The following is a 25734-nucleotide window of genomic DNA, read 5'->3' on the forward strand; positions in this document are numbered from 1 at the left end:
TTATCGTTTTTTAGTTCGTTCTTTCAGTGAAGGTTGTGGAAAATATTCGGTTAAGTCCATAGAAAAAGTAACGGAAGTAATTTTCCATTGCCCATTAATTTTCATAAGTGTCCAGATTTCTTTACCCCAATTTTCCATTTTTCCATCGTACCAAAAACTGTAGTCAAAATTGGCAGAAGCTACTGAGCCGTCTTCAATTATTTTAATATTATCAAATTTTTCTTCAGATTTATTATCTTTTTTGATGAACTTGATAAAACTTTTATAATTATCCGTAAAATAACTGATGCTTTCAGGCTTTTTCTCCAAACGTTTTTTTTGCGTTTTATCTTTATATATTCCCTGCCATAAAACAGGCTCCTGAAAAAGGGAAACAAACTTTATACTATCTCCTGTTTTTAGACATTGCATAAAATCATCCATTGTTTTTCGAATCGCAGTTTCATCTTTACTTTGTGAAAAGAAAAAACTACTCATCAACAAAAACAATACAACTACATATTTCATTTACTTTAAAATTTTGTTTTTAGTTTGTGGATATTATCATACAATAACAAATCGCAGCAAAAGATTTTATTGGCGAATTTATAAAAAAATGCTCGTGGAAAAAATAATGTTTGGATAAAGTTCAAAATTTTTAAAATAGATATAAGTTTCGGCTAAAACCAACTCTTCATTATTTTTTTAACGGGCTAAAGCCCGTTCCTATTGATATTTTTGATCCAAACTTCTATATTCATTAGTATTTACTTAACAATTCAAGTACGATTAAAACCCCAAATTTTTGTTAGAATTATAAACTCAAAAACGATACCCAACTCCCAACATCCCTTTTCCGGTCACGTTACTACTGTCATAATAATCATTTTTGTTACCCAATCTTCTTGCAATACCAAAACTTGCCTCAAAAATGATATTCCTTTTTGTAGTCCATTTTCCTCCAAGACCGATTCCGGCACCTATTGTTGTTCTTTGTTTTTCCTCCTTTGTAGAAATTGAAGTACCATTATAGACAAAATAAGAGTTTTCAAGAGTGTGAGTAACAGGTACAAAACCTTCTACAAAAAATCCGCAAGCATATTTTTTTCCAAAATAGATTCTGTAAAAGGGAGAAACTTGCCAAAATCCGCCACTATCTTCAGTAGATTTTCCCAAATAAAAAAATGTATTGACTCCAATTCCGGAATCTTTTTTCAAAAGTCTTTCGTAAGAAATGTTTAAAAAAGATCCTCCAATCAATTCAAAAGGACTTAGCATAACATCATTTTTTTGTGTGGCAGATACACTTTCATTTTCTGAAATTTGTGCTTTACTATCTATTGCGAATCCTGACAATAGTAGTGTAAAAATAAAAATTGTTTTCTTCATAATGATTGATTTTTTATTACTCTAAAATTACTTTGTCAGTATGAGCAAAAAAATAATCATAATTAAGAAATGAATGGCTTATAGTTAAACAAAAAAAAATCTCAAAGTGAAGACTGTTTTTGTTTTTTATAGAAAGATGTTTTTGTTTTTGAAAAAAATTCGGGTGTAACTCCGAGATATGTTGCAATTATTTTATCTTTCACCCGATGGTTTATTTCGGTAGAATCATTTAGAAATTTTTCTACTCTTTGTCGCTGATTCAGTGTATTCATAAACTGAAAATGCTGCAAATTACGATTAACAAATTGTTCCAGAATTTTAGAGTATAAACTTGTGAGAATATGAGAGGTATTGAGAATATTATAAAAATTATGACGCGAAATGCTTAACAAAAGAGTATCCTCCAAACATTGTATATTCTCATTATTAGGCTCTTGACCTGAGAAAGAAATCAGATTTGTACAAAATTCGTTTTCAAAAATAAAAGTTCTTGTAATTTCTGTTGCATGAACATTAAAATAAAAAATACGTAATACTCCTTTCAAAACAAAAAATATCCTGTCGCAATCTTCTTTTTCGCTTATGATAATGGTATTCTTTGTATATTTTTTAATCGTAAAATTTTCTGAAATTAATTTTTTTTCAAATTCAGGAATTTCTCCGTTCATTGAGATTCGTTCCCATATTTTTTCAACATTCATGCAAAAAATTTTACCCAAATATATAGAAAAATCGCGTCAAATATTTACATAAAATGCTTACCAAAAAAGTGGATTTATAAATTCTGGTTTAAGAGTTTTTTAGAAATATTTTCACAAGCCTTATCCAATAGCTGGAATACTTTTTCAAAATCTTTCATACTTCCCCAATACGGATCGGGAACTTCACCGGAAGCATGGTTTATATCTGCATATTCTAATAACAATGCAACTTTTTGTCTTTGCTCTTCATTTTCAGATAGAGAAACTACATCTTCATAATTATTAATATCCATACAGAAAATTTTATCAAAATTTTCCAAATCCTTTTTAGAAATCGGTCTTGAATATTGTCTTGAAATATTAATTCCGTGATTCGATGCTGTTTCAATAGCTCGTTTATCAGGATGTTCTCCTTCATGCAATGAAATAGTTCCGGCAGAATCTACCATAAAACTATCTGGAAGTTTGGATTTCAGAATTCCTTCTGCAAGAGGACTTCTGCATATATTTCCGAGGCAAACCATCAATATTTTCATAGGTATTGAATAAATAAGTTCCGAAGTAATGAAAAAATGAAGAATATTACTATCCTTCATTTATTTCTTTATGCTCAATTTTACAATTTAATTATTGCTTTATTTTCTCCGTAAGTTCTTTTACGTATTTTTTAATTTCCTTGTCAATTTTGGAAATATCTTTTATTGTTTCGCAGGCGTACATTACCGTAGAATGATCTTTTCCGCCCATTTCTTCCCCAATTTTAGTAAAAGTGGAATTGGTGTATTCTTTTGCAAAATACATCGCCAATTGTCTTGGAAGTGCGATTTCTCTTCTTCTGGTTTTAGAAAGAAGATCTTCTCTCTTTATTCCGAAATATTCGCAAACCACCTCCTGAATATACGGAATATTGATGATTTTCTTTTTATTGGAAGCAATTTTGCTGATCGTTTCCTTTAAAAGTTCAAGAGTTAGATCCGATTTATAAATGGTGGAATATGCAATCACAGAATTGATAACACCTATTAAATCTCTTACACTGCTTTTCACTTCAGTAGCCAAGAAATCCAACATATCATCGGTAAGAACAATTCCGTCTCTGCTTAGTTTATCTACAATAATTTTTCTTCTGGTATCAAAATCAGGAGCTTTGATTTCCGCAGTAAGTCCCCATTTGAAACGGGAAACAATTCTTTCCTGCGTATCCATGATATCAACAGGAGCACGGTCGGAAGTCAAAATAATTTGTTTTCCGTTCTGGTGCAAATAATCAAAAATATGGAAAAAACTATCTTGCGTTGCAGATTTTCCTGATAAAAACTGAATATCATCAATGATAAGAACATCCACCATTTGATAGAAATTGGCAAATTCAGTTTGCTTATGAGCTTTAGCTGCAGATACAAATTGCTGAATAAATTTTTCTGAAGAAAGATATAAAACTACTTTATCCGGAAATTGATTTTTTACTTCCAAACCAACTGCGTGACCAAGATGCGTTTTTCCTACACCAAAACCTCCGTGCAAAAATAAAGGATTGAAAGCCGTTGCTCCCGGTCTTTTGGCAATAGATTTTGCCACAGTTGCCGCAAATTTGTTGCATTCTCCTTCTACATAATTGTCAAAGGAAAAATCAGCTTTCAGATTAGAATCAATATTTACTTTTTTGATTCCCGGAACTACAAACGGATTTACAATATTATTTTGGAAGTTGTGAGGCAAAGTTTCCTGAATTTTTGGTTTGGAAACGGTATTTCCTTTTACATTTACAGTAATAGGTTTTTCCTTTCCGGAAGGTTTGTTTTCCATTACAGAATACCAAAGTTTCACTCCCTTTCCGAAATTTTTTTTCAAAGCAGCAGATAGCAAAGACAAATAATTGTCTTCGATATATTCTTTATAAAAATCGCTTGGAACCATCAATGTAAGATTATTGTCCACCAAAGAAACTGGTTGAACTTTATCAAACAATAGGTCAAAAGAATTTTCAAGCTTTTTTATGTCAGAATTTTCCTCTGCCGCATTGAGATTATCCTTCATAAAGTGAAGACATTTCTCCCAAATTAATACTAAATTTTCGTTCATGTTTCAACTGCAATTTGTCGGTTAGGTGATTAGTTTTTATAGGAAATACAAATATGAAAATTAAAATTATTAAAAAAAAACTTTTGATGTATTGATTTTTTAAAAATATATTTGTATGTCTTATTAACCACTTAAAATGATACATACAACTCACACATTACGAGTTCGTTACGGAGAAACTGATCCTATGAAATACGTCTATTACGGAAACTACGCAGAGTATTTTGAAGTAGCCCGAGTAGAACTTTTCAGACGCCTTGGATTGTCTTATGACGAGATCGAAAAACGAGGAGTTTGGCTGCCCGTTTCCGAATATAAAATTAAATATCTGAAACCAGCACTTTATGACCAAAATCTTGAGATCCATACCTATATCAAAAAAATTCCGGGAGTAAAGATCGAATTTGAGTATGAAATCTATAATGAGGATCATCAAAAAATTACTGAGGCTTCCACTACTCTTTTCTTTCTGGATTCAGAAACGAATAAAATTATAAAATGTCCTGACTATCTTTTGAAATTGATTGAAAAAAATTGGAATGAATTATAAGTATTATACTACAACTATAATACAGTTCCGATTTCAACTTCATAAGGCTCTTTTCCTTTTTCAAAAATTCGGGTACTTTCCGTTCCTTCAACGGTGATTTTATTTCCAATTCTGCGAATCCAATTTCCTTCACGAAGTCCGACAACTTTTATGTCATTCTGTGCTAAAAATTCTTTGATTCGAGTTTCTCTTGTCTCACCATTATGTTTCAAATCCGGATTTGGGTCTAAATAATGTGGATTGATATTAAACGGAACCAAACCCATACATTCAAAACTTGGCGGATACACAATCGGCATATCATTCGTTGTTTTCATATTGATCCCACCAATATTGCTTCCGGCACTGCAACCAAGATACGGTTTCCCTGATTCTACATTTTTTTTCAAAATATCCATCAGATTGTTTTCATGCAATGTTTTCACCAAAAGAAAGGTATTTCCGCCACCCGTAAAATATCCTTTTGCCGAATTAATTGCCGAAATTTTATCTTCAAATTCATGAAGACCTTTTACCTTTATTCCAATTTTAGAAAAAAAATCTGCCGCTTTTGCTGTATAATTTTCATGAGAAATTCCTCCCGGTCGTGCAAAAGGAATGAAAAGAATTTCATCAGTTTCTTTATAAAGTTCTATAATTTCATCTTTGAGATATTCTAAATATTCACCACTGAAAAGCGTGGATGTAGAAGCAAGAATAATGTTCATTTTTATTTTATATTTAATTTTCTTCCAAAAAAAACAGTTTCTCCTTTTAGATACCTGATTATTTTTTTCAATGCTTTGTTAAGATTTCAGTTTATAGATACTAAAGACCATTTTCAAGATTACAGGAAAATTTCATGTTCGGACAAATTTAGAAAATAGTTATGTTATGCTAGAAAATTCTGTCTGCTTTTAATGCTGAAAAATATTTTTTATTTCTGATTTCCATGTGAGAAACTATTGAACTATCTTTGCGAAAAATCAAAAACAATATGAAATTTTTTATTGATACTGCTAATCTTGACCAAATAAAAGAAGCTCAGGATTTAGGAATTTTAGATGGTGTTACTACCAATCCTTCCTTGATGGCAAAAGAAGGAATCAGCGGAAACGAAGCTATAAAACAACATTATAAAACCATCTGCGAAATTGTGGACGGAGATATTTCTGCGGAAGTTCTTTCTACAACATACGAAGAAATGATAAAAGAAGGTGAAGAATTAGCAGCAATTCATCCGAATATTGTGGTGAAAATCCCAATGATAAAAGACGGTGTAAAAGCGTTAAAATATTTTTCTAATAAGGGAATCAAAACCAACTGTACTCTAATTTTTTCAGCGGGACAAGCATTACTGGCTGCAAAAGCCGGAGCTACTTATGTTTCACCATTTTTGGGAAGATTGGACGATGTTTCTACGGACGGACTGAATTTAATTGAAGAAATCCGTACTATTTACGATAATTATATGTACGAAACCGAAATTTTGGCAGCATCTATCAGAAGCTCTATGCATATTATCAATTGTGCGAAAATTGGTGCAGATGTTATCACTTCTCCACTTGCTCCGATCTTGAGTTTATTAAAACATCCTTTAACGGATAATGGTTTGGCGCAGTTTATTGCGGATTCTAAGAAGTTGGTGTAGATTTTAATAATTTATTGGATAAATAAATACAAAAACCGAATTGAAATCGGTGATGTTTTTGATGCAAGGCAGAATCCAATAAAAATTAAAAACAAAAACTCCTGAAAATTTTTCAGGAGTTTTTGTTTTTTAAGCCTTCGAATAATTCTCAAAAAACAACGGAATACTTTCAATACCTTTATAGAAATTGAATAATCCGTAATGCTCATTCGGAGAATGAATGGCGTCAGAATCCAAACCAAATCCCATTAAAACCGATTTCGCACCTAAAACTTTCTCAAACATTGCCGTAATCGGAATACTTCCACCACCTCTGTACGGAAGAACTTCTTTTCCAAAAGCCGTTTCCATAGCTTTTTTAGCCGCTAAAAATTCTTTTGTTTCGGTGGGTAAAACATAAGGCATTCCTCCATGATGTGGAGTTACCTTTACTTTTACATTTTCTGGAGCAATTTTTTCAAAATATTTTGTGAATTTCTCCGTGATTTCTTCCGGAGTTTGATATGGAACCAAACGCATAGAAATTTTTGCAAATGCTTTGGAAGGAATCACAGTTTTTGCACCTTCTCCTGTATAACCTCCCCAAATTCCGTTGCAATCCAAAGTCGGACGAATAGAAGTTCTTTCCAAAGTGGTGTATCCTTTTTCACCTTCTACTCCATTCAAACCGATGGATTTTTTAAATTCTTCAGGATTGTCTTTCAACTTGTTCATTTCTTTTCTTTCTTCATCAGAAACTACTTCTACATTGTCATAAAATCCATCAATAGTAATATGTCCGTCTTCATCAATTAATTTAGCAATCATTCTACTTAAAACATGGATCGGATTTGGAACTGCACCTCCGTAAAGTCCGGAATGCAAATCACGATTCGGACCTTCCACTTCTACTTCTACATAGCTTAAACCTCTTAAACCAGTGGTAACGGTTGGTTGTTCATTAGAATAAATATGAGTGTCGGAAATCAGAATGCAATCGCAGGAAAGTTTTTCTTTATTTTCATTTACCCAATCTCCCAAACTTACAGAACCGACTTCTTCCTCTCCTTCCAAAATAAATTTCACATTACAAGGAAGCGCATTGGTTTTCATCATGGCTTCAAAAGCTTTCAAATGCATGAAGAATTGACCTTTATCATCAGCTGAACCTCTTGCAAAAATAGCCCCTTCCGGATGAAGTTCTGTTTTTTCGATATACGGTTCAAACGGAGGTTTTTTCCATAAATCCAAAGGATCCGGCGGTTGAACATCGTAATGACCGTAAACCAAAACTGTCGGAAGGGTTGCATCTAAAATTTTTTCTCCGAAAACAATCGGATATCCTTTTGTCTCACAAACTTCTACATTATCGGCACCTGCATTTTTCAGATGTTCGGCTACCACATCGGCACATTTCAGGACATCATTTTTATACGCAGAATCTGCACTGATAGAGGGAATTCTTAAAAGTTCAAATAATTCATCTACAAAGCGTTGCTTATTTTGATGGATGTAATTAAGGGTTTCTTGCATTTCAAATTTAATTTTGCTAAAAATAAAAAAAATGTCCCGCTATTGCAAGACATTCAGTATATGTTTTTGATTTCGATTAGTGATGTTCCACTTTTGCAGAATCTTCAACTTTTGCAACAGCAGTGCTATCTTTTTTAGTCGCTTCGTGATGTTCAGGTTTTGCTTCTACATGTTCAGCAGCAGCATGTTCTCCTTCTTCTGCACCTTGCTCATCATCAGAATATCTTTCAGTACCTTCTTCCAGTTTCAAACGTCCAAGATTTCCTCCTTGTGGTGGTTTTTGACAACTTATAACCAATGCAACTGCAGCTAATGCTAAAATCAATTTTTTCATTCCAAAATTTTTAATGGCTCAAAAATAAGAAATATTGAAGTTTTTAACAAAATTTTTTTTAATATAATATATCACACAAAATAGTTATTGAATTAGAATTTTCAAATCTTGAAATTTGTAAACAATAAAATCAACCTTAAAAATTAAATATTATGAATCCTCCAAATGTAGTTCGTTTTTTTGAAGGAGAAACAACCTCAAAATTAACTCAAATAATTGACGATTTTGCAAAAAAAAATCCGAATTGGGAAATTATATCTGTTTCACATATTGTAGAAGTGGGAGTTAAAATTTCAGTCGCTTGCGTTTTTAAGTTTAGAGATACTGTAAAAAATGTGAATGTAGAATCACAATTGATTGAATAATTACACATTCAGAATCATAAGTTTATGCCTTTATTCTGGACTTTCACACCGATTTTAAAATTATTTTTCCTTTTTTGCTTTGGGTAAAAATCAAATACTTTTCACCGCCATCTTTTAGCTTGTATTTTTTACGGATTTGTTCAGGTGTTAAAGGATGGTTTTTAGAAATAATATTGTATTGCTCTCCTTTTCGAAGTTCTTTAGCGTCAATGGTTTTTACTTCAAGTGTTCTTCCCGGAAAATTTTCAATAGAGTTTTCTGAAGTGTACAAATGTGTATTAGGATGGAGTTTTTTAAGATTAAATTTTTTTGAAACCCAATTGAAACAACCCGCTTTCAAAATAGAATTGTTGAGAATATAAAGATATTTTTGCGGTTCAGAATATTCTACATCTTTTTGTGAAATAATTTCATCAGAAATTTCGAAAGAAAAATCCGGTTCATTCGTATTCAGATTTATACAATGAATCTGTGTTTCTTTCGCCACTGGTTTTGAATTTTCTACTACTAAAATTTCTTTCACATCATTTTTTACGGCAACAATATGAATTTCAGCAATATTATGTAACACAGATATTAAATATGAAATGTCAATCAGTGGAGAAAGTTTGATTAAAATTTTATCCGAAATTTTTAAAAGATTATTCTGAATTTTAAGGACATTCGGGGACAAATCTTCTAAAAGAAATACTTTATTTTTATTGGAATCTCTTCTGGCCGGATCCAAATAAATGACATCAAATTTTTCCTGATTTTCATCGAGAAAATCTTCTAATTTTTGATTGATGAATGTCGCTTTTTTTCCTAAAATCTGCCAGTTGTGCTTTACGATTTCTAAAAGTTCAGAATTTTGCTCGATTAAAGTTGTTTCTTCAAAATTTTGCGACAGAAAATAAGCATCAATTCCAAAACCGGTTGTAAGATCCAATAGTTTTTTACCTTTCACCAAATTTTGTTTATACTGGGATGTAATTTCGGAGGAAGATTGTTCCAAATTCAAATTCGGTGGAAAAACAATGTTTTCTTTCTGCAAAAAAGGGAACTTTTTTTCGGCAACTTTCCTGCCTTTTATCTGCTGAACAATTTCCTGCATCGAGATATTAGGAAACGGAGATTTTTTTAATAACAAAGTATGTAAATCTGTATTTAGATTTTCGTTGATGTAATTTTGAATGCTCTTATTTAATATTTCTTTTCCCACAGATTTTATTAATTTTCTTCCAATATTACATATAAAAAATTAATAGTTGAAAGTATTGCAAATTATTTAGCTTTTTCGATTTGAAAAATTTAAAATTTTTATTAAATAAACAAATTCACATATAAATAAAAATGTATATTTTTAATAAAAAGAATAATATATAAAGAAATTATAGAAATACAATAAAATAATTATTACTTTTATAAAAAACAAAAATGATCATGGAATTAATTAAATGCCCCAAATGCAAAAATAGCATTAGTAATCAAACTGAAATTTGTCCCAAATGTGGTTTCTCACTTCTTAAAATAAAAGATACACCTCTACAAGAAAGTAAAGGAAGAAATCCGCTTGTTTATAGTCCTATTTTAGGTATCCTTTTAGTATTGGCCAAATGTTTTGCTTTTATAACATCTCAACAACCATCAAACTCAAGTGAGATGCCACATATAAATCCCAGCTCGCTGTACTATCCCAATGACGGCTTAAATGATCCTGTTAGTTCATATACGAGTATAGAAAGAGATTCAGCATTAGTTATAGAAAAAAAATACAATTCTTTAAATAATGATTTCAGGGTTTTTGTTATTGATAAACTCGATAAAGAATCAAAAAAAGAATATTCTAAAATTGCCGATCATTTGGATAAAGAGAATGTAAAATTTGAGGATTTTTATGTAGCAATGTTACATGAACAAGAAAATAGCGTTCCTGTTTCCAAAGCTCAGCAAGATCCCTATAATTATCTTGTAAAAGTAAATGAAATTATGTTGAATTTTCAACATAAATATAATATCTCGGACGAAGAATTAAGAAGTATTATCACATTGTTTCTTCAGAATGAAAATGCAAAAAAATTAGTAACCTCAAGATATTAAAATGCACTGAAAAATGACAATACAATAAAAACTATAACAAATAAAGCTGGAATATACAGATTTGTTTATATATCCTAATCTATCATCTTTTATAGAAAATATAATCCGTAATGATTGGCGCAATTCCTGAATTTTTCAGCAAAGCATTGATTTGTCCGCGATGATAAGTAGAATGATTAATCACATGAAAAAGGATTTCAAAAATAGTATTGGTAAAAGCATCACCGGAAGAAGTTTTATAATCAATAGTAGTTTCAAAATCATAGTTTTCAATAATTTTCAAACTATTTCGGAAATTATCATCATTAATATTTTCCCATATTTCTATCGGATTTTCCTGCCAAACGCTAAACGATTTTTCATTCAAAATTCTGGAATTCCAGATTTGATGTGCATTTATCGTATGATTGATTAAAGAAACTGTTTTTGCCTCTACATTTGAAATATTTTCTTTGATCGTCCGAATTATTTCCCCATTTTCATAATGAGTATATTCTAATAAATCTTTGATTTTTTCTTTCATAGTTATTCAAACATTTCAGCCCAACGAACGGGTTTTATTTTGGTTTTATCGTATAATTCTTCTACTGATTTTTTTACTTCTAATTTTGGATAGAGATTTACGCCAATTACTTTTATTTTCCCATCTTCTACCCATTTTTGCTCTGCAACTGCTCTATCATAAATCTCTTTCTGAATTTTTCCGGATTTCAGATTTTCCAAATAGCCTCCCGTTTCTTCTATTTCCAGAAAATAATTCCAAGATTTTTCGGCAAATTGCTGAGTGATATTTTCCACATAATAACTGCCGTTAGAAGCATCTTCAAAAACGTTGATAATGCTTTCGTAAGCAAGAACGATCTGCTGTTTGAAAGAAATTTCTTCAGACAATTCTGTAGCATTTTCCAGTTTATAATTATTAGAAAAAACCGCATCTGCACCACCAATCATGGCAGCAGAAAGCTCTAATGTGGAACGAATCAGGTTGTTTTCTTCATCGTTTTTGGCTTTGTTTCGGAAAGATGTTTCGGCAAAAATGTACGGAATTTCATTAAGTCCAAATTCTTTGGAAAGCTGATTAAAAATAAGTTTCAACGCTCTTACTTTGGCCATTTCAAAAAAATAATTTCCTCCAATTGCTAAACGAAAAATAAGTTTTTTAAGAATTTCAGCGCCAAAAATTTCCACCAAATCTTTAGCTTTCGCCAAAGCAATTGCCAATTGTTGAATAATAGACGCTCCCGCATTCTGATGAAGCGAAATATCTACACAAATGTTTCTTTTAAAATCTTTTGCCAACAATTCTTTTGCTAATTGCTCATTGATATTTGCTTCATTATCATTGAAAACATCAATAAGGGAAAAATACCGATCGGTTTCATTAGGACTGATATGCTCTGCTAATTTTACATTGTTAATGAAAATTGTTTTTTCTTCCAAATTTTCTACATTTTGATCTAGCAAAAATGCAAATACATCCTCTTTAAGATTTTCATTATATCTGGAAACCAAATGTGTGCTTTCTTCTACTTTTGGAAGAATTTCAAAAGATTTTGAAACAGAATTGTAGTATGGTTGTACTATAATGTTTTCCAAGTTTTCTTTGCTAAGAATGCTATAAATATCTTCAGTCTTTAGCTGTTTTTTTACAAGATTCTCCCAATCTTCAAAAGTTGTCGGCTGAAACATTTTCTTAATTTTTTTGGATTAATAAAAACTCTGTTTTATAGAAATTAACACATTGATAAAAAGCAATTTAAGCCAAAATAAAAACGCGATTAATCGCGTTCCTTTATTTCTTAATATTAGTACTATCAGCTACCAGAATGAAAATTTCTTCATTAGGTTTTTTCATAAAATAGTTTTCCCTTGCAAATTTTTCTTTTTCCTTCTTATCATTCATCAGCTTTTTATAGAAATTATCATTCTTTTCATATTCAGTTTTATAATACTGAAGCTGCTTTTCGTACTTATCAATTTCTTTATTTAACTCATTGATTACCAGAAAAGAAGTGCTATCAAAGAAAATCATCCATACCAAAAAAGAAGTAATAGTAATGAAATATTTGTTTAGAATATATTTTCTAAAAAATTTCCATGTTTTGGATGTTGGCTTAATATCTTTTATCAGATCCGGTTCCATAGAAGTTTAATAAACTTTTTTAAGGGAATTATTGATTACAGTAGTCAGAAAATCAATGGCTACATTATTATGTCTCATGTTAGGAACAATAAGATCGGCTTCATTCTTTGATGGCTCTATAAATTCCTGATGCATAGGCTTTAAAGTAGTTTGATAACGATGCAAAACTTCATCCAAATCTCTTCCTCTTTCCTGTGTATCTCTACGAATTCTTCGTATCAATCTTTCATCAGAATCAGCGTGTACAAAAACTTTCAGATCATATTCTTTCAAAAGTTCCGGATTGGTCAAGACCAAAATTCCTTCAACAATCAAAACATTTTTAGGTTCTACTAAAATATGATCTCCCGTTCTGGAATGCGTTACAAAACTATAAAGCGGTTGATGAATTGTTTCTCCTCTTTTCAAGGCTTTAACATCTCTTAAAAGTAAATCGAAATCAATAGATTTTGGATGATCGTAATTTAAAGCCTCTCTTTCAGAAAGCGAAAGATGCTGATTATCATGATAATAATTGTCCTGCGAAAGAACATTTACACCTTCTGCATTCAGCTGTTGAAGGATCTTATTCACTACTGTGGTTTTTCCGCTTCCGGTACCACCTGCAATTCCTATTACAAGCATTGATTTTGTTTTTACAAATATACTACTTTAATAACTTCAAAAAAATTTAAATTTAAGCTGAAAATTCATTTAAATGAAATTTAAAATAAAAAGTATAACTATCTATATAATAAATATTTAATAAACTCTATTTAAAGCATAAATTAATGTCAGAATCTTTTTTCGATTCCCAAAATATAATACGCTACAGCTATTACTCTTGCCAAAAATTCCCGTGATTGGTTACGATAATAGCTTTCATTTTTATACACATCTTGTGCATCAAAACCCAAAGCATTCATTCCATTATTTCTTGCATAAAACAGAGCTCTGAGATTATGAAAACCCTGAGAAACAATTATAACATTATTCTGCTTGAAAATATTTTTGCAATTATTGATGGATAGCTGAGTTTTAAAACCTTTAGTATCTTCCATTATGATTTCTTCAGGAACACCTTCTTGGTAGATCAGGTATTTTTTCATAGCGGCAGGTTCATCATAACCTTTGCTTTTTTCGCCGCTTACCAGTATTTTTTTAATTTTTCCATGATGATAAAGCAATGCGGCAGCATCCATTCTGGCTACAAAATATGGATTTACGACACCTGATCTCATTTTCGGAGAAGTCCCTAAAACAAGCGCTGTTTCTCTTGGAGGAATTTTTGAAATTTTAGTGTACGTTCTTCCGTTAGTCAAAGCAAAAACCCAAACATTTGCCAAAATCATTAGCAACACACCGATTTCCACCAATGCAAAAAATGATTTCAATATGTCCAAAATTTTTTTCAAATCAAATCAAAATCTATTTTTATTTTTTTACTTAAAACAACTGACATACAAGCCAATATATGTCCCGCTTTTTCTTCTTTTTCGGTAAGGTATTCATTTTCAAGAAGCTCTACTTCTCCTTCCAAAAGTTTACATTCACAACTTCCGCAAATACCGGATTTACAAGAATATGGAACAGGAAATTTCTGTATCAATAATTGCTGCAAAAGTCTTGTTTCATTATTCTTAAGAGTTGTGACATACTCTTTACCGAAAAGTTTAAAATCCACTTCGATATCTTCTACCAAAGGAAATTCTTTTTCCTGCGGATAAATATCATCATTAAATTCTTCAAACAATTCAAAATGAATATTTTTTTTAGGAATTCCGTTTTCAAAACAAGCATTTGCAAGAGTTTTAATCATATCGCCTTTTCCACAGATCAATACTTCATCTACAGAATCCCAAATTGTAGATTCTTCATCCGTTTCATCCAAATGCAAAATCTGATTGATAATAAGTTCCAATTTATGTTCATCAATTCTTCCGAAAAGCAAATAATCATTAGTCTTTTCCTGAGATAAAAAATAATAAACCTGCAATCGGTCTCCGTATTTTTCCACCAAATTATGAAGCTCTTTTTTAAATGCAATTTCTTCCGAATTTTTATTACCATAAAACAAAAAAAGCCGGGTTCTTGGTTCGGTATGAAGAATATTTTTGAAATGACTAAGAATGGGTGTAATTCCTATTCCACCAGCGAAACCAAGAATGGTACGAAATTCATGAGGTTTGGAAACAAGTGTAAATCTTCCTTGCGGAGCGCCTACTTCCAAAATTTCTCCTATTTCTTTGGTTATGATTTCATTAGCGGAACTTTCCGGGGAATTTGCTTTTATTCCGAGGGTAATTTTATTTTCATACGGAGCAGAAGTTATGGAATAATCATTCACATAAATGCTTCCTTTATATTGGTATTTTATAGGAACGTATTGCCCCGATTGAAATTTGAAAATTTCTTTTAAATTCTCCGGAACTTCAAATTCCAGAGCAAAGGTGGTTTTGGTAAGTTGATCTTTTTTCGCTAATTTTAGCGGGTAAAAGTTAGTCTTTTTAGTATTTGGTAAATAATTTTCCATATCTGATATTCAAAAATATAAAAAAATTATGAAGAAGCTCATATTCGTATTTTCCTTTAGCATTTTATTAACTTCATGTAAAAAAGAAACGCAATTAGTTGAAGAAAACAATGCTCAAGATTCCGTTTCAGTTGCAAAAAATGATTCAGTTTCTATAGAAAATAAAGAAAACTCTATGATTAAAGAATTCAAACCTAATGAAATTACAGATTTTTTGAAAGGAGAATCTAAAGATACACTATATGTAACTAATTTTTTTGCAACGTGGTGTGGACCTTGCGTAAAAGAAATCCCACATTTTAAGGAAAAAATGGAAGAATTGAAGGGTAAACCTGTGAAATTTACTTTTATCAGTCTTGATAGCAAAGAAGATTGGAATACAAAAGTTTCTGATTTTATAGATGAACAAGGTATCCGAAATCAAACTCTTCTTCTTGATGGGCAACTTCTTGATAGTAATTTCTTTACCTCAAATTTTAAAACTTGGAATGGCGATAGTATTCCATTTACACTAATACGAAAAGGGAAAAAAACAGAAGAAATTATAGGTTCTGTAAATAAAGAAGAATTGGAAGCCAAGTTAAATTCTTTCAACTAAAAATTGGATGGGCAAAAACTTCAAAATTCTTGTAATTATACTGAGTGTTTTTGCTCTTATTTCTATATTCTGGAATTTAAATACCGGTTTTCTAAAACTCAGTTTTACTGATTTTTTTTCGCAAAATTCTCAGCATTCAGAGATTATACAACTTAGAATAAATCGGGCTTTTGTAATGCTTTTAGCAGGAATTTCCATTCCTACTTCAGGATTTCTTTTGCAGGAATATTTTCAGAATCCTTTAGCCGGACCCGATATTTTAGGAATCACTTCAGTAGCAAGTCTTTCTGTGGCATTTTATATTTTCCTTTCTCATGATCTTTTGCTTCCGGAATTTTTGCAAAATAGTTTTATGAGTTTTTCTGCTTTTGCAGGAAGTCTGGTTTTAATGTTTGCTTTAATAGGATTTTCAAAACGCTTTCAAGATAAATCTTTCATTATTATTTTTGGATTTTTGATTTCGGCTTTGGCTGGTGCTGTTGTTTCATTGCTTCAATTTTATTCTGATAATCAAAGTCTTAAAAATTATATTTTATGGAGTTTCGGAGCAAATAGTATGATAAGTTCTTCGCAAATTCCGGTTTTGTGTTTTTTTGTGCTAATTGGCTTGCTTTTAAGTTTTAAAACCATAAAACCATTGATTGGAAATGCTTTAGGATCATCTTATGCACAAAGTTTGGGCGTGAATTTAAATATTTTGAAATATTTAATAATAATTGCTTCTTCTTTGCTTTCGGCATCTATTACTGCTTTCTTAGGCCCAATTTTGTTTATCGGAATTGTAGTTCCGCATTTTTGCAGAATGATTTATAATCCCGCAAAACTTTGGCAGCAATGGATTTTGAATATGATTTTAGGAATCCTGATCATGGAGATTTTTTCTTCGGTTTCAGAAATTTCGCAATTGCCTTTGAATGTGATCACTTCGTTATTTGGAATTCCTGTAATTTTGGCAATGCTACTAAAGCGTAAAAGTTTAACCTAAATTCATTTCATGAAAAAAAAGAGATATAAAACAGTTAAAATCCTGTCATTATTCATTTTAGCACTAATAATAGCTGCAGGAATTATGATGCTTCGGATGTCTTTTTATTCTAGTAATGAAACCATTAAAAATAGTTTTGAATCTAACCATTTTTTGGTCAAAATTAAAAATCTAAACGGTGTCCGTTATATAGAATCTGGAAATTCGGAATCCAATACCGGAATTTTTTTCGTGCATGGAGCTCCAGGAGGATTAACGATGTTTAGCAAAGAGATGCAAGATTCTTTGCTGCAAAAAAAAGCATTTATGATTTCGGCAGATCGTTTAGGATACGGCGGTTCGGGAAACGGAAAATCTGAAGTCTCTATCATAAAACAAGCAGAAGCACTTGCTTCCATCATTAAAATTTATCCTAATAAAAAATGGATTATTTACGGACATTCTTTTGGCGCACCAATAGCAGCATATATAGCATATTTATGTCCCCAAAATACCAAAACTGTTGTATTAGCAGGTGGGGCCATCTCTCCAGAAAAAGAGCAATTTGAATGGCTTGCAAACATCAGTAATTTAAAAATATTGCGTTTGATCGCTTCTGATGATACCAATACAGCAACAGACGAAAAACTTTCACATGTACAATCACTAAAAAATATATTGCCGATTTGGAAAAATATAAAATCGCCCATTATTGCACAGCATGGAACAGCAGATTGGGTAGTCCCATACGAAAATGTGGATTTCCTGAAAAAACAAATAAAAAATAATCAACTTACTATTTATGAAATGAAAGGAGAAAATCATTTTTTTGTGGAAAATAAAGAGAAAGTAAAAATGGTATTATTGCCTTTATTGGAAAAAACAAGTTTTTAATATCTTGAAATTTATAAATAATAATCTTAACTGTTTTAAAATTCAGCGTTTTTGAATTTTAATTTTTTTTAACCTAATCTTTTAATTTTCAAACCACAAAAAACGAAATTCCATCAGCAATCATGTTTTTGCAGCTTAAAAATATAGACATTGGGTACCAATCCTCTTTAATTTCAAAGATTGAAACTTCTTTGGAATTAGGAGATATTTGCTTACTTATTGGAAATAATGGAGTTGGAAAAACGACTTTAATAAAAAGTATTCTCAACCAGACTGCTTTATTGGATGGCAAAATCTTAATCGGTCAAAAAAATATTCAAAATCTTTCTGCTAAAGAAATTGCAAAACAAATTGCTGTGGTTTTTTCCAAATCGCCAATTCCCACAAATTATACCGTTACAGATTTAATTTCTCTTGGAAAATATATTCATTATCCTTTCTATTTTGAATTGAATGATGAAGACAAAAAAGAAGTTGAAAATATAATTGAAGAATTAGATCTATCACAATACCAAGATCTTCCCCTATCAAAACTGTCGGATGGAAATTTACAAAAGGCTTTTATAGGAAGGGCAATTGCGCAAAATTCTCCCTTTATCATTCTGGATGAACCAACCACTCATCTTGACGAAAAAAATAAAATCAGCATTCTCAAACTTCTGAGAAATTTGGCTAAAGAAAAAAATCGTCTCATACTTTTTTCTTCTCACGATTGGCGATTGGCAAAAGAATTCTCAGACAAGATCTGGTATATCAAAGACAAATCTTTATTTTCGGGAATTACGGAAGACATTCTTTCTCAGCATGAGGATTTAACAAAACCCAGTCTTTTTCATTTTAATAACACATTTCTTCCACCACATATTTTAGCACCTGAATTTGAAAAGGAAATGTTGTATTCATTTTTACAGAAAAATTTCGACGAAAATATGACAAATCTCAGTTTTGAATATAAAAATGGGATTTGGGAGATCAAAAACGGGGAAAAAATACAATTCGCAAAAAATTTCTCAGAAATTCTGCATTTAATTCAAAACCTTCATTAATTCTACGTTTCTGAATAATGTTTAAATATTATGCATGCATAATATTATGCATTTCATATTAATTAAATATTTGAATATCAATTATTTAAGCGAAATTTCAACGCTTATATATTATGCATGCATAATATTTGGTATATTTGGTAAAACACTCATAAAGCTCTTTTGAAGTATGGAAAATTACGACAAAACAAAATCAGAAAATATAGACTTAATTTTAAAGCAAACTTGGATTTCTGTACAGAAAATGTATTCAGAATTAGCTCACGAATATGATTCTACCGCTGTTCAGGCTCTTACATTGCTAAAAATAGATCCAAAAGAAGGAACCAGAAGTACCAATCTCGGACCAAAAATGGCAATAGAGCCCACCTCACTTACAAGAATCATAAAACTTTTGGAAGACAATGGCTATATCTATAAAGAAAAAACAACACAAGATAAGCGTGAAGTAATAATCAAACTCACGGAAAAAGGATTAAATTATAGAAACATATCGAAAGAAATAGTTGTGAACTTTAACAAAAAAGTAATAGATAGAATCCCTCATGAAAAACTCGAAATTTTTAAAGAAGTAATGAATGAAATCATGAAAATTTCTGTAGACCTAAACAATAAAAAATAAATAATGAAAAGAAGAATCAAACACATTACAGTTCTTGGTTCAGGAATTATGGGAAGCGGTATTGCAGCGCACTTTGCCAATATTGGTGTAGAAGTTTCGCTGTTGGATATTGTTCCTTTTGAACTGACTGAAGCAGAACAGAAGAAAGGTTTGACCAAAGACGACAAAGCGGTGAGAAACAGAATCGCTTCTGAAAACTTTGAAAAACTGAAAAAAGCAAGTCCGGCTCTACTCTATTCACAGAAATTTGCGGACAGAATAAAAATCGGAAACTTTGATGATGATCTGTCAAAAATAAAAGATACAGACTGGATTATTGAGGTTGTGGTAGAAAGACTCGACATCAAAAAATCAGTTTATGAAAAAATTGAGCAGTTCAGAAAACCGGGAACATTAATTTCTTCTAATACATCAGGAATTCCTATTCATCTATTAACAGAAGGAAGAAGCGATGATTTCAAAAAATATTTTGCAGGAACCCATTTCTTTAATCCTGTAAGATACCTTCCTCTTTTAGAGATTATTCCTACCAATGATACCGATCCTGAAATTGTAGATTTCTACATGAATTACGGAGCAAAATTCTTAGGAAAAACAACCGTTTTAGCAAAAGATACTCCTGCATTTATCGCCAACAGAATCGGAGTTTTCTCTATGATGGATTTGCTTCACAATGTTCAAAAACTTGGATTAACAGTTTCTGAGGTTGATAAATTAACAGGTCCTGTTATTGGAAGACCAAAATCTGCGACATTCAGAACTGCGGATGTTGTAGGTTTAGATACATTGGTTCATGTTGCAAACGGAGTTCGCCAAAGTGGAGCTGAAAGTAATGATTTCAACAATGTTTTTGCTCTTCCTGACTATATCCAGAAAATGGTTGACAACAAATGGTTAGGCTCTAAAACAGAACAAGGATTCTATAAAAAAGTAAAAAATGCAGAAGGAAAATCTGAAATTCACGGATTAAACCTTGATACATTGGAATATGAACTTCAAGGAAAATCTTCTTTCCCAACCTTAGAATTAACCAAAAATATTGATAAACCAATTGACAGATTTAAAGTTTTAATTGGTGGAAAAGATAAAGCCGGAGAATTATACAGAAAATCTTTAGGAGCATTATTTGCTTATATTTCTCATAAAGTTCCTGAAATTTCCGATGAAGTTTATAAAATAGACGATGCGATGAGAGCCGGTTTCGGTTGGGAAAACGGACCATTTGAAATCTGGGATGCTGTTGGTGTTCAAAAAGGTATCGAATTGGCTAAAGAAGCTGGTTACGAAGTTTCAGACTGGGTAAAAAATGTGGAAACCTTCTATAAAGTGAATGATGAAGGACAAAGCATTTATGTCGATAAAAGCTCAGTAGCGTACAATACAATTCCGGGACAGGATTCTTTTATTATTCTAGATAATATCAGAAAAAATAAAACGCTTTGGAGCAACTCCGGTTCTGCTATACAGGATTTAGGAGACGGCATTATCAACTTTGAAATCCGTTCTAAAATGAATTCTTTGGGAGGCGAAGTTTTGGACGGCTTAAACAGAGCAATTGATTTAGCTGAAAAAGAATATGACGGATTGGTTGTAGGAAATCAAGGAACAAATTTCTCCGTCGGAGCGAATTTAGCGATGATCTTAATGATGGCAATCGAACAGGATTGGGATGATTTGAATATGGCAATTGCATATTTCCAGAAATCTATGATGAGAGTTCGCTACTCCTCTATTCCTGTTGTTGTCGCACCGCACGGAATGACGCTTGGTGGCGGTTGTGAAATGACCATGCACGCCGACAGAGTGGTTGCAGCAGCAGAAACTTACATTGGTTTGGTTGAAACCGGAGTTGGTGTAATTCCTGGTGGTGGTGGAACGAAAGAACTGACTTTGAGAACGTCAAGAGAATTCCACAGCGATGATGTGAAAAACAACAGACTTCGTGAAGCTTTTATGAATATCGCCATGGGTAAAGTGGCAACTTCAGCTTACGAAGCTTATGATATGGGAATTCTTGAAAAAGGAAAAGACATTGTTTCCGTAAGCAAAAACAGACAGATCGCTGAAGCTAAAAAAGTCGCAAAATTATTGGCAGAACAAGGTTACACACAACCTATCGAACAGAAAGTAAAAGTTTTAGGTAAAGATGCATTAGGAATGTTCTATGTAGGAACCGACCAAATGTTGACTGGAAACTATATTTCTGAACACGACAAAAAAATAGCTGACAAATTAGCCTATGTAATGGTGGGAGGAAATCTTTCTGAACCAACTGTTGTGACTGAACAATACTTACTGAATCTTGAAAGAGAAACTTTCCTTAAACTTTGTGGAGAAAGAAAAACTTTAGAGAGAATTCAGTACATGTTACAGAATGGTAAACCGTTGAGAAATTAGATTATTTGTAAAATGTAAAAAGTATTAATGTATTAACGATGCACAACTTTAGAGATTTAGAAGTTTGGACAAAATCAATGAAACTTTGTAAAATGTTTTACTTGGCTTCTAATAATTTTCCAAAAGATGAATTATTCGGATTGACTTCTCAGTCGAGAAGAAGTTTATACTCTATCCCTTCTAATATCGCTGAAGGTGCAGGACGAGATACAAACGCACAATTTTCACATTTTCTTAATATTGCATTAGGATCTTCTTTTGAATTTGAAACCCAAATCTTAATTGCTAATGATTTAGGGTTCTTTAAAAATGATGATTTTACTATTATCTATTCTGAAATTAAACATATACAAAATATGTTGGCAAAATTAAAGCTGAAATTTAATACTCAAACATTTTAAATCATAAATACATTTTACGTTAATACATTAATAAAAACAAATGAAAACAGCATATATAGTAAAAGGGTTCAGAACTGCCGTTGGAAAAGCACCAAAAGGAAGTTTGAGATTTACAAGACCCGATGTAATGGCGGCAACCGTGATTGAAAAATTAATGGCTGAACTTCCGCAATTGGATAAAAACAGAATAGACGACCTTATCGTTGGAAATGCAATGCCCGAAGCTGAACAAGGCTTGAATGTAGCACGATTAATTTCCCTGATGGGTTTAAACACAGACAAAGTTCCCGGAGTTACAGTAAATAGATATTGCGCTTCAGGAAGTGAGGCGATTGCCATTGCTTCTGCAAAAATTCAGGCAGGAATGGCAGACTGCATTATTGCAGGAGGAACAGAATCAATGTCTTATATTCCGATGGGAGGTTACAAACCGGTTCCTGAAACGGATATTGCAAAAACAAACCCCGATTATTATTGGGGAATGGGTTACACCGCTGAAGAAGTTGCCAAACAATATAAAATCACAAGAGAAGAACAGGATCAGTTTGCTTTTGAATCCCATAAGAAAGCTTTAAAAGCAAATCAGGAAAGTAAATTTGCGAACCAAATCGTTCCGATTCCTGTAGAATATAATTTTCTGGATGAAAACCAAAAAATTCAGACTAAAAAATTTGACTTTTCAGTAGATGAAGGTCCAAGAGCAGATACTTCTTTGGAAGGTCTGGCTAAACTAAAACCCGTTTTCGCCAACGGAGGAAGCGTAACAGCCGGAAATTCATCTCAAATGAGTGACGGTGCCGCTTTTGTAATGGTGATGAGTGAGGAAATGGTTAAAGAATTAGGATTACAGCCAGAAGCAAGATTAGTGGCTTATGCAGCAGCAGGTTTGGAACCAAGAATTATGGGAATGGGACCTATTTATGCCATTCCAAAAGCGCTAAAACAAGCAGGTTTAGAATTAAAAGATATTGATTTAATCGAATTAAACGAAGCATTCGCATCACAATCGGTTGCTATCAAAAAAGAATTAGGCTTAAATCCTGATATTTTAAACGTAAATGGAGGTGCAATCGCTCTTGGTCATCCACTTGGTTGTACCGGAACAAAATTAACCGTTCAGCTTCTTGACGAAATGAGAAAACGCGGAAACAAATACGGAATGGTTTCAATGTGTGTGGGAACAGGACAAGGAGCGGCGAGTATTTTTGAACTTCTTTAATTAATTATAGATTTTAAATTATAAATTATAGATGAAATGAGTTTTAAGGAAGACAATTTGATTCAGATTAAAACATTTGAATTTGCATTAAGAATTATTAAATTTTATATCCAATGCAAAGCTCAGAATGAATTTATTTTATCAAAACAAATTCTTCGTTGCGGAACTTCAATTGGAGCCAATGTTGAAGAAGGAATTGCAGCTCAATCTAAAAAAGACTTTATTTCCAAACTTTCAATTGCAAACAAAGAAGCTCGGGAAACCAGATATTGGCTGAGACTTTACCAGTCTTCAAATTTAGTTCAAATCGAAATTGATTCTTATTTAAAAGAAATTGAAAGTATCATTAATATTTTAACGAAGATTATTAAAACTTCATCTGAAAATTTATAACTGAAATCTAATTTAAAATTTATAATCTAAAATTTAAAATAAACAATAATGAGCAATATAGTAAAAGGCGGCGAATTCCTGATCAAAGAAATTCCTGCAAGCGAAATTTTCAGTCTTGAAGAACTGAATGAAGAACAAAAAATGCTTCGCGATTCTGCGAAGGAATTTATAGACAGAGAAGTAATCCCTAATAGAGAACGTTTTGAGCATAAAGACTATGCTTTAACGGAAGAAACCATGCGCAAACTTGGTGAAATGGGAATGTTGGGAATTGCCGTTCCCGAAGAATATGGCGGACTCGGAATGGGTTTTGTAACTACCATGTTAGCTTGTGATTATGTTTCTGGTGCAAATGGTTCATTAGCAACAGCTTACGGAGCTCATACAGGAATTGGTACGCTTCCAATACTGCTTTACGGAACTGAAGAACAAAAGAAAAAATATCTTCCGGATTTGGCAACAGGAACAAAATTCGGGGCGTATTGTCTTACCGAACCGGATGCAGGTTCTGATGCCAATTCAGGAAAAACAAGAGCCAAACTTTCTGAAGACGGAAAACATTACATCATCAACGGACAAAAAATGTGGATTTCCAATGCAGGTTTTGCAGAAATTTTTATTGTTTTTGCCAAAATTGATGACGATAAAAATATTACAGGCTTTATTGTAGAAAAAGAAGGAACAGAAGGATTGTCTTTTGGAGAAGAAGAGCACAAACTAGGAATCAGAGCCTCTTCTACCCGTCAGGTTTTCTTCAATGACATGAAAGTTCCTGTAGAAAATCTTTTAGGTGAAAGAAATAACGGATTCAAAATTGCTCTGAATGCTTTGAATGTTGGTAGAATTAAATTAGCTGCAGCAAACCTTGACGGACAAAGAAGAATTTTAAATCATTCCATTCAATATTCTAACGAAAGAAAGCAATTTGGAGTTTCAATTTCCACTTTCGGGGCGATCAGAAAAAAAATTGCTGAAATGGCAACCGGAGTTTTTGTGAGTGAAGCAGGTTCTTACAGGGCCGCTAAAAATATTGAAGATAAGGTTAATGAATTAGTTGCCGGTGGAATGAACCATCAGGCTGCAGAACTGAAAGGTGTAGAAGAATTTGCCGTAGAATGTTCTATTTTAAAAGTATTTGTTTCAGATCTTACACAGAATACCGCAGATGAAGGAATTCAGGTTTATGGAGGAATGGGCTTCTCAGAGGAAACACCAATGGAAACAGCCTGGAGAGATTCCAGAATTGCAAGAATTTATGAAGGAACCAACGAAATAAATAGACTTTTAGCTGTTGGAATGTTAATTAAAAGAGCGATGAAAGGCGAATTAGACCTTTTATCTCCTGCAATGGCTATTTCAAAAGAATTGATGGGCATTCCTTCGTTTGAAGTTCCGGATTATTCTGCATTTATGAGTGAAGAAAAAGCAATTATTGCGAATCTTAAGAAAGTTTTCTTAATGGTTTCCGGTGCTGCACTTCAAAAATATATGATGGATATTGAGAAACAACAACATTTGTTATTAAATGCTTCAGAGATTCTTAATCAGATTTATATGGCTGAATCTGCAGTATTAAGAGCGGAAAAACATTTCTCTCCTGATTCTATAGAAGCATCAATGGCGCAGCTCAACCTTTACAAAGCCGTAGAAAAAATCATTGTGGCTGCAAAAGAAGGTATTATTTCCTTTGCAGAAGGTGATGAACAAAGAATGATGCTTTCCGGATTAAGAAGATTTACAAAGTATACCAACAATCCGAATGTAGTCGCTCTTACAGAGAAAATTGCAGCTCATTATATTGAAAAAGGGACTTATTAAAATATCAATATTACCTTATGAACGTCTCGCAAAAATTTGTGAGACGTTTTTATTTTAATAATTTTATTTTTAACTAAATAATCTTATTAATTTTGGCTTCATTTCT

The 25734-nt window shown here is 32.0% G+C and carries 29 protein-coding genes; 14 read left to right on the top strand and 15 right to left on the bottom strand.

What is annotated here, in order from left to right; genetic code table 11:
- The 5 genes from AC2A1C_RS00440 to dnaA form a co-directional block, all read right to left on the bottom strand.
- Complete coding sequence (locus AC2A1C_RS00440; RefSeq protein ID WP_484022393.1) at positions 1-507, bottom strand: nuclear transport factor 2 family protein; 507 nt, start codon at positions 505-507, stop codon at positions 1-3.
- 294 nt (positions 508-801) lie between these two features.
- On the bottom strand, positions 802-1368 hold the full coding sequence (locus AC2A1C_RS00445; protein ID WP_484022395.1) for a hypothetical protein: 567 nt from the start codon (positions 1366-1368) through the stop codon (positions 802-804).
- A 101-nt stretch (positions 1369-1469) separates the two neighbouring features.
- The gene (locus AC2A1C_RS00450) at positions 1470-2069 is read right to left on the bottom strand and encodes a Crp/Fnr family transcriptional regulator (protein ID WP_484022397.1); all 600 of its coding nucleotides are present in this window, start codon (positions 2067-2069) and stop codon (positions 1470-1472) included.
- A 74-nt stretch (positions 2070-2143) separates the two neighbouring features.
- Positions 2144-2605 carry a low molecular weight protein-tyrosine-phosphatase gene (locus tag AC2A1C_RS00455; RefSeq protein WP_484023142.1) on the bottom strand — a complete coding sequence of 154 codons (462 nt, stop codon included), beginning with the start codon at positions 2603-2605 and terminating at the stop codon, positions 2144-2146.
- A gap of 91 nt (positions 2606-2696) precedes the next feature.
- Entirely contained in the window at positions 2697-4151 is a 1455-nt protein-coding gene (gene dnaA / locus AC2A1C_RS00460) for a chromosomal replication initiator protein DnaA (protein ID WP_484022399.1), read from the bottom strand.
- 136 nt (positions 4152-4287) lie between these two features.
- On the opposite strand from dnaA, the gene AC2A1C_RS00465 reads away from it, so the two are divergent.
- On the top strand, positions 4288-4701 hold the full coding sequence (locus tag AC2A1C_RS00465) for an acyl-CoA thioesterase (protein WP_484022401.1): 414 nt from the start codon (positions 4288-4290) through the stop codon (positions 4699-4701).
- A gap of 14 nt (positions 4702-4715) precedes the next feature.
- Here the strand turns inward: AC2A1C_RS00465 and pepE are convergent, their stop codons facing one another.
- Entirely contained in the window at positions 4716-5408 is a 693-nt protein-coding gene (gene pepE / locus AC2A1C_RS00470; RefSeq protein WP_484022403.1) for a dipeptidase PepE, read from the bottom strand.
- A gap of 269 nt (positions 5409-5677) precedes the next feature.
- On the opposite strand from pepE, the gene fsa reads away from it, so the two are divergent.
- Positions 5678-6331, top strand: a complete 654-nt coding sequence (fsa, locus tag AC2A1C_RS00475) for a fructose-6-phosphate aldolase (RefSeq protein ID WP_484022405.1) — start codon at positions 5678-5680, stop codon at positions 6329-6331.
- A 129-nt stretch (positions 6332-6460) separates the two neighbouring features.
- Here fsa and AC2A1C_RS00480 read toward each other — a convergent pair whose 3' ends face one another.
- Entirely contained in the window at positions 6461-7843 is a 1383-nt protein-coding gene (locus AC2A1C_RS00480) for a dipeptidase (protein WP_484022407.1), read from the bottom strand.
- A 76-nt stretch (positions 7844-7919) separates the two neighbouring features.
- Positions 7920-8177 carry a hypothetical protein gene (locus AC2A1C_RS00485; RefSeq protein ID WP_484022409.1) on the bottom strand — a complete coding sequence of 86 codons (258 nt, stop codon included), beginning with the start codon at positions 8175-8177 and terminating at the stop codon, positions 7920-7922.
- A gap of 152 nt (positions 8178-8329) precedes the next feature.
- Between AC2A1C_RS00485 and AC2A1C_RS00490 the strand changes: the two genes are divergently transcribed.
- Positions 8330-8542: a hypothetical protein gene (locus tag AC2A1C_RS00490; RefSeq protein WP_484022411.1), complete on the top strand. Its 213-nt coding sequence runs from the start codon at positions 8330-8332 to the stop codon at positions 8540-8542.
- 43 nt (positions 8543-8585) lie between these two features.
- On the opposite strand, the gene AC2A1C_RS00495 is transcribed toward AC2A1C_RS00490, so the two are convergent.
- Entirely contained in the window at positions 8586-9743 is a 1158-nt protein-coding gene (locus tag AC2A1C_RS00495; RefSeq protein WP_484022413.1) for a class I SAM-dependent methyltransferase, read from the bottom strand.
- Positions 9744-9964: 221 nt separating this feature from the next.
- On the opposite strand from AC2A1C_RS00495, the gene AC2A1C_RS00500 reads away from it, so the two are divergent.
- Positions 9965-10621, top strand: coding sequence for a hypothetical protein (locus AC2A1C_RS00500; RefSeq protein ID WP_484022415.1), 657 nt, complete (start codon positions 9965-9967; stop codon positions 10619-10621).
- Between the two features lie 82 nt (positions 10622-10703).
- Here AC2A1C_RS00500 and AC2A1C_RS00505 read toward each other — a convergent pair whose 3' ends face one another.
- The 6 genes from AC2A1C_RS00505 to AC2A1C_RS00530 form a co-directional block, all read right to left on the bottom strand.
- On the bottom strand, positions 10704-11144 hold the full coding sequence (locus tag AC2A1C_RS00505) for a DinB family protein (RefSeq protein WP_484022417.1): 441 nt from the start codon (positions 11142-11144) through the stop codon (positions 10704-10706).
- Positions 11145-11146: 2 nt separating this feature from the next.
- A complete protein-coding gene (locus AC2A1C_RS00510) occupies positions 11147-12310 on the bottom strand; it encodes a methylmalonyl-CoA mutase family protein (protein WP_484022419.1) in 1164 nt (387 codons plus the stop codon).
- 103 nt (positions 12311-12413) lie between these two features.
- Entirely contained in the window at positions 12414-12764 is a 351-nt protein-coding gene (locus AC2A1C_RS00515) for an FtsB family cell division protein (protein ID WP_484022421.1), read from the bottom strand.
- Positions 12765-12770: 6 nt separating this feature from the next.
- Positions 12771-13388, bottom strand: a complete 618-nt coding sequence (gene udk / locus AC2A1C_RS00520; protein WP_484022423.1) for a uridine kinase — start codon at positions 13386-13388, stop codon at positions 12771-12773.
- Positions 13389-13537: 149 nt separating this feature from the next.
- Entirely contained in the window at positions 13538-14095 is a 558-nt protein-coding gene (locus AC2A1C_RS00525) for a SanA/YdcF family protein (protein ID WP_484023144.1), read from the bottom strand.
- Between the two features lie 59 nt (positions 14096-14154).
- Positions 14155-15276 carry a 2Fe-2S iron-sulfur cluster-binding protein gene (locus tag AC2A1C_RS00530; protein WP_484022424.1) on the bottom strand — a complete coding sequence of 374 codons (1122 nt, stop codon included), beginning with the start codon at positions 15274-15276 and terminating at the stop codon, positions 14155-14157.
- 28 nt (positions 15277-15304) lie between these two features.
- On the opposite strand from AC2A1C_RS00530, the gene AC2A1C_RS00535 reads away from it, so the two are divergent.
- The 10 genes from AC2A1C_RS00535 (at position 15305) to AC2A1C_RS00580 (ending at position 25628) form a co-directional block, all read left to right on the top strand.
- A complete protein-coding gene (locus AC2A1C_RS00535) occupies positions 15305-15874 on the top strand; it encodes a TlpA family protein disulfide reductase (RefSeq protein WP_484022426.1) in 570 nt (189 codons plus the stop codon).
- Between the two features lie 7 nt (positions 15875-15881).
- Positions 15882-16859 carry an iron chelate uptake ABC transporter family permease subunit gene (locus AC2A1C_RS00540; protein WP_484022428.1) on the top strand — a complete coding sequence of 326 codons (978 nt, stop codon included), beginning with the start codon at positions 15882-15884 and terminating at the stop codon, positions 16857-16859.
- 9 nt (positions 16860-16868) lie between these two features.
- Positions 16869-17732: an alpha/beta fold hydrolase gene (locus AC2A1C_RS00545; RefSeq protein ID WP_484022430.1), complete on the top strand. Its 864-nt coding sequence runs from the start codon at positions 16869-16871 to the stop codon at positions 17730-17732.
- A gap of 122 nt (positions 17733-17854) precedes the next feature.
- Positions 17855-18778: an ABC transporter ATP-binding protein gene (locus AC2A1C_RS00550; protein ID WP_484022432.1), complete on the top strand. Its 924-nt coding sequence runs from the start codon at positions 17855-17857 to the stop codon at positions 18776-18778.
- Between the two features lie 169 nt (positions 18779-18947).
- A complete protein-coding gene (locus AC2A1C_RS00555) occupies positions 18948-19400 on the top strand; it encodes a MarR family winged helix-turn-helix transcriptional regulator (RefSeq protein ID WP_484022434.1) in 453 nt (150 codons plus the stop codon).
- Between the two features lie 3 nt (positions 19401-19403).
- Positions 19404-21797: a 3-hydroxyacyl-CoA dehydrogenase/enoyl-CoA hydratase family protein gene (locus AC2A1C_RS00560; protein WP_484022435.1), complete on the top strand. Its 2394-nt coding sequence runs from the start codon at positions 19404-19406 to the stop codon at positions 21795-21797.
- Between the two features lie 38 nt (positions 21798-21835).
- Positions 21836-22198: a four helix bundle protein gene (locus AC2A1C_RS00565; RefSeq protein ID WP_484022437.1), complete on the top strand. Its 363-nt coding sequence runs from the start codon at positions 21836-21838 to the stop codon at positions 22196-22198.
- Positions 22199-22238: 40 nt separating this feature from the next.
- Positions 22239-23417, top strand: coding sequence for an acetyl-CoA C-acyltransferase (locus AC2A1C_RS00570; protein WP_484022439.1), 1179 nt, complete (start codon positions 22239-22241; stop codon positions 23415-23417).
- 36 nt (positions 23418-23453) lie between these two features.
- Positions 23454-23810: a four helix bundle protein gene (locus AC2A1C_RS00575; RefSeq protein WP_484022441.1), complete on the top strand. Its 357-nt coding sequence runs from the start codon at positions 23454-23456 to the stop codon at positions 23808-23810.
- 48 nt (positions 23811-23858) lie between these two features.
- Positions 23859-25628: an acyl-CoA dehydrogenase family protein gene (locus AC2A1C_RS00580; RefSeq protein ID WP_484022443.1), complete on the top strand. Its 1770-nt coding sequence runs from the start codon at positions 23859-23861 to the stop codon at positions 25626-25628.
- The last annotated feature ends 106 nt before the right edge of the window (positions 25629-25734 follow it).

This window comes from Chryseobacterium sp. HNCC26DJ241, assembly GCF_057180505.1.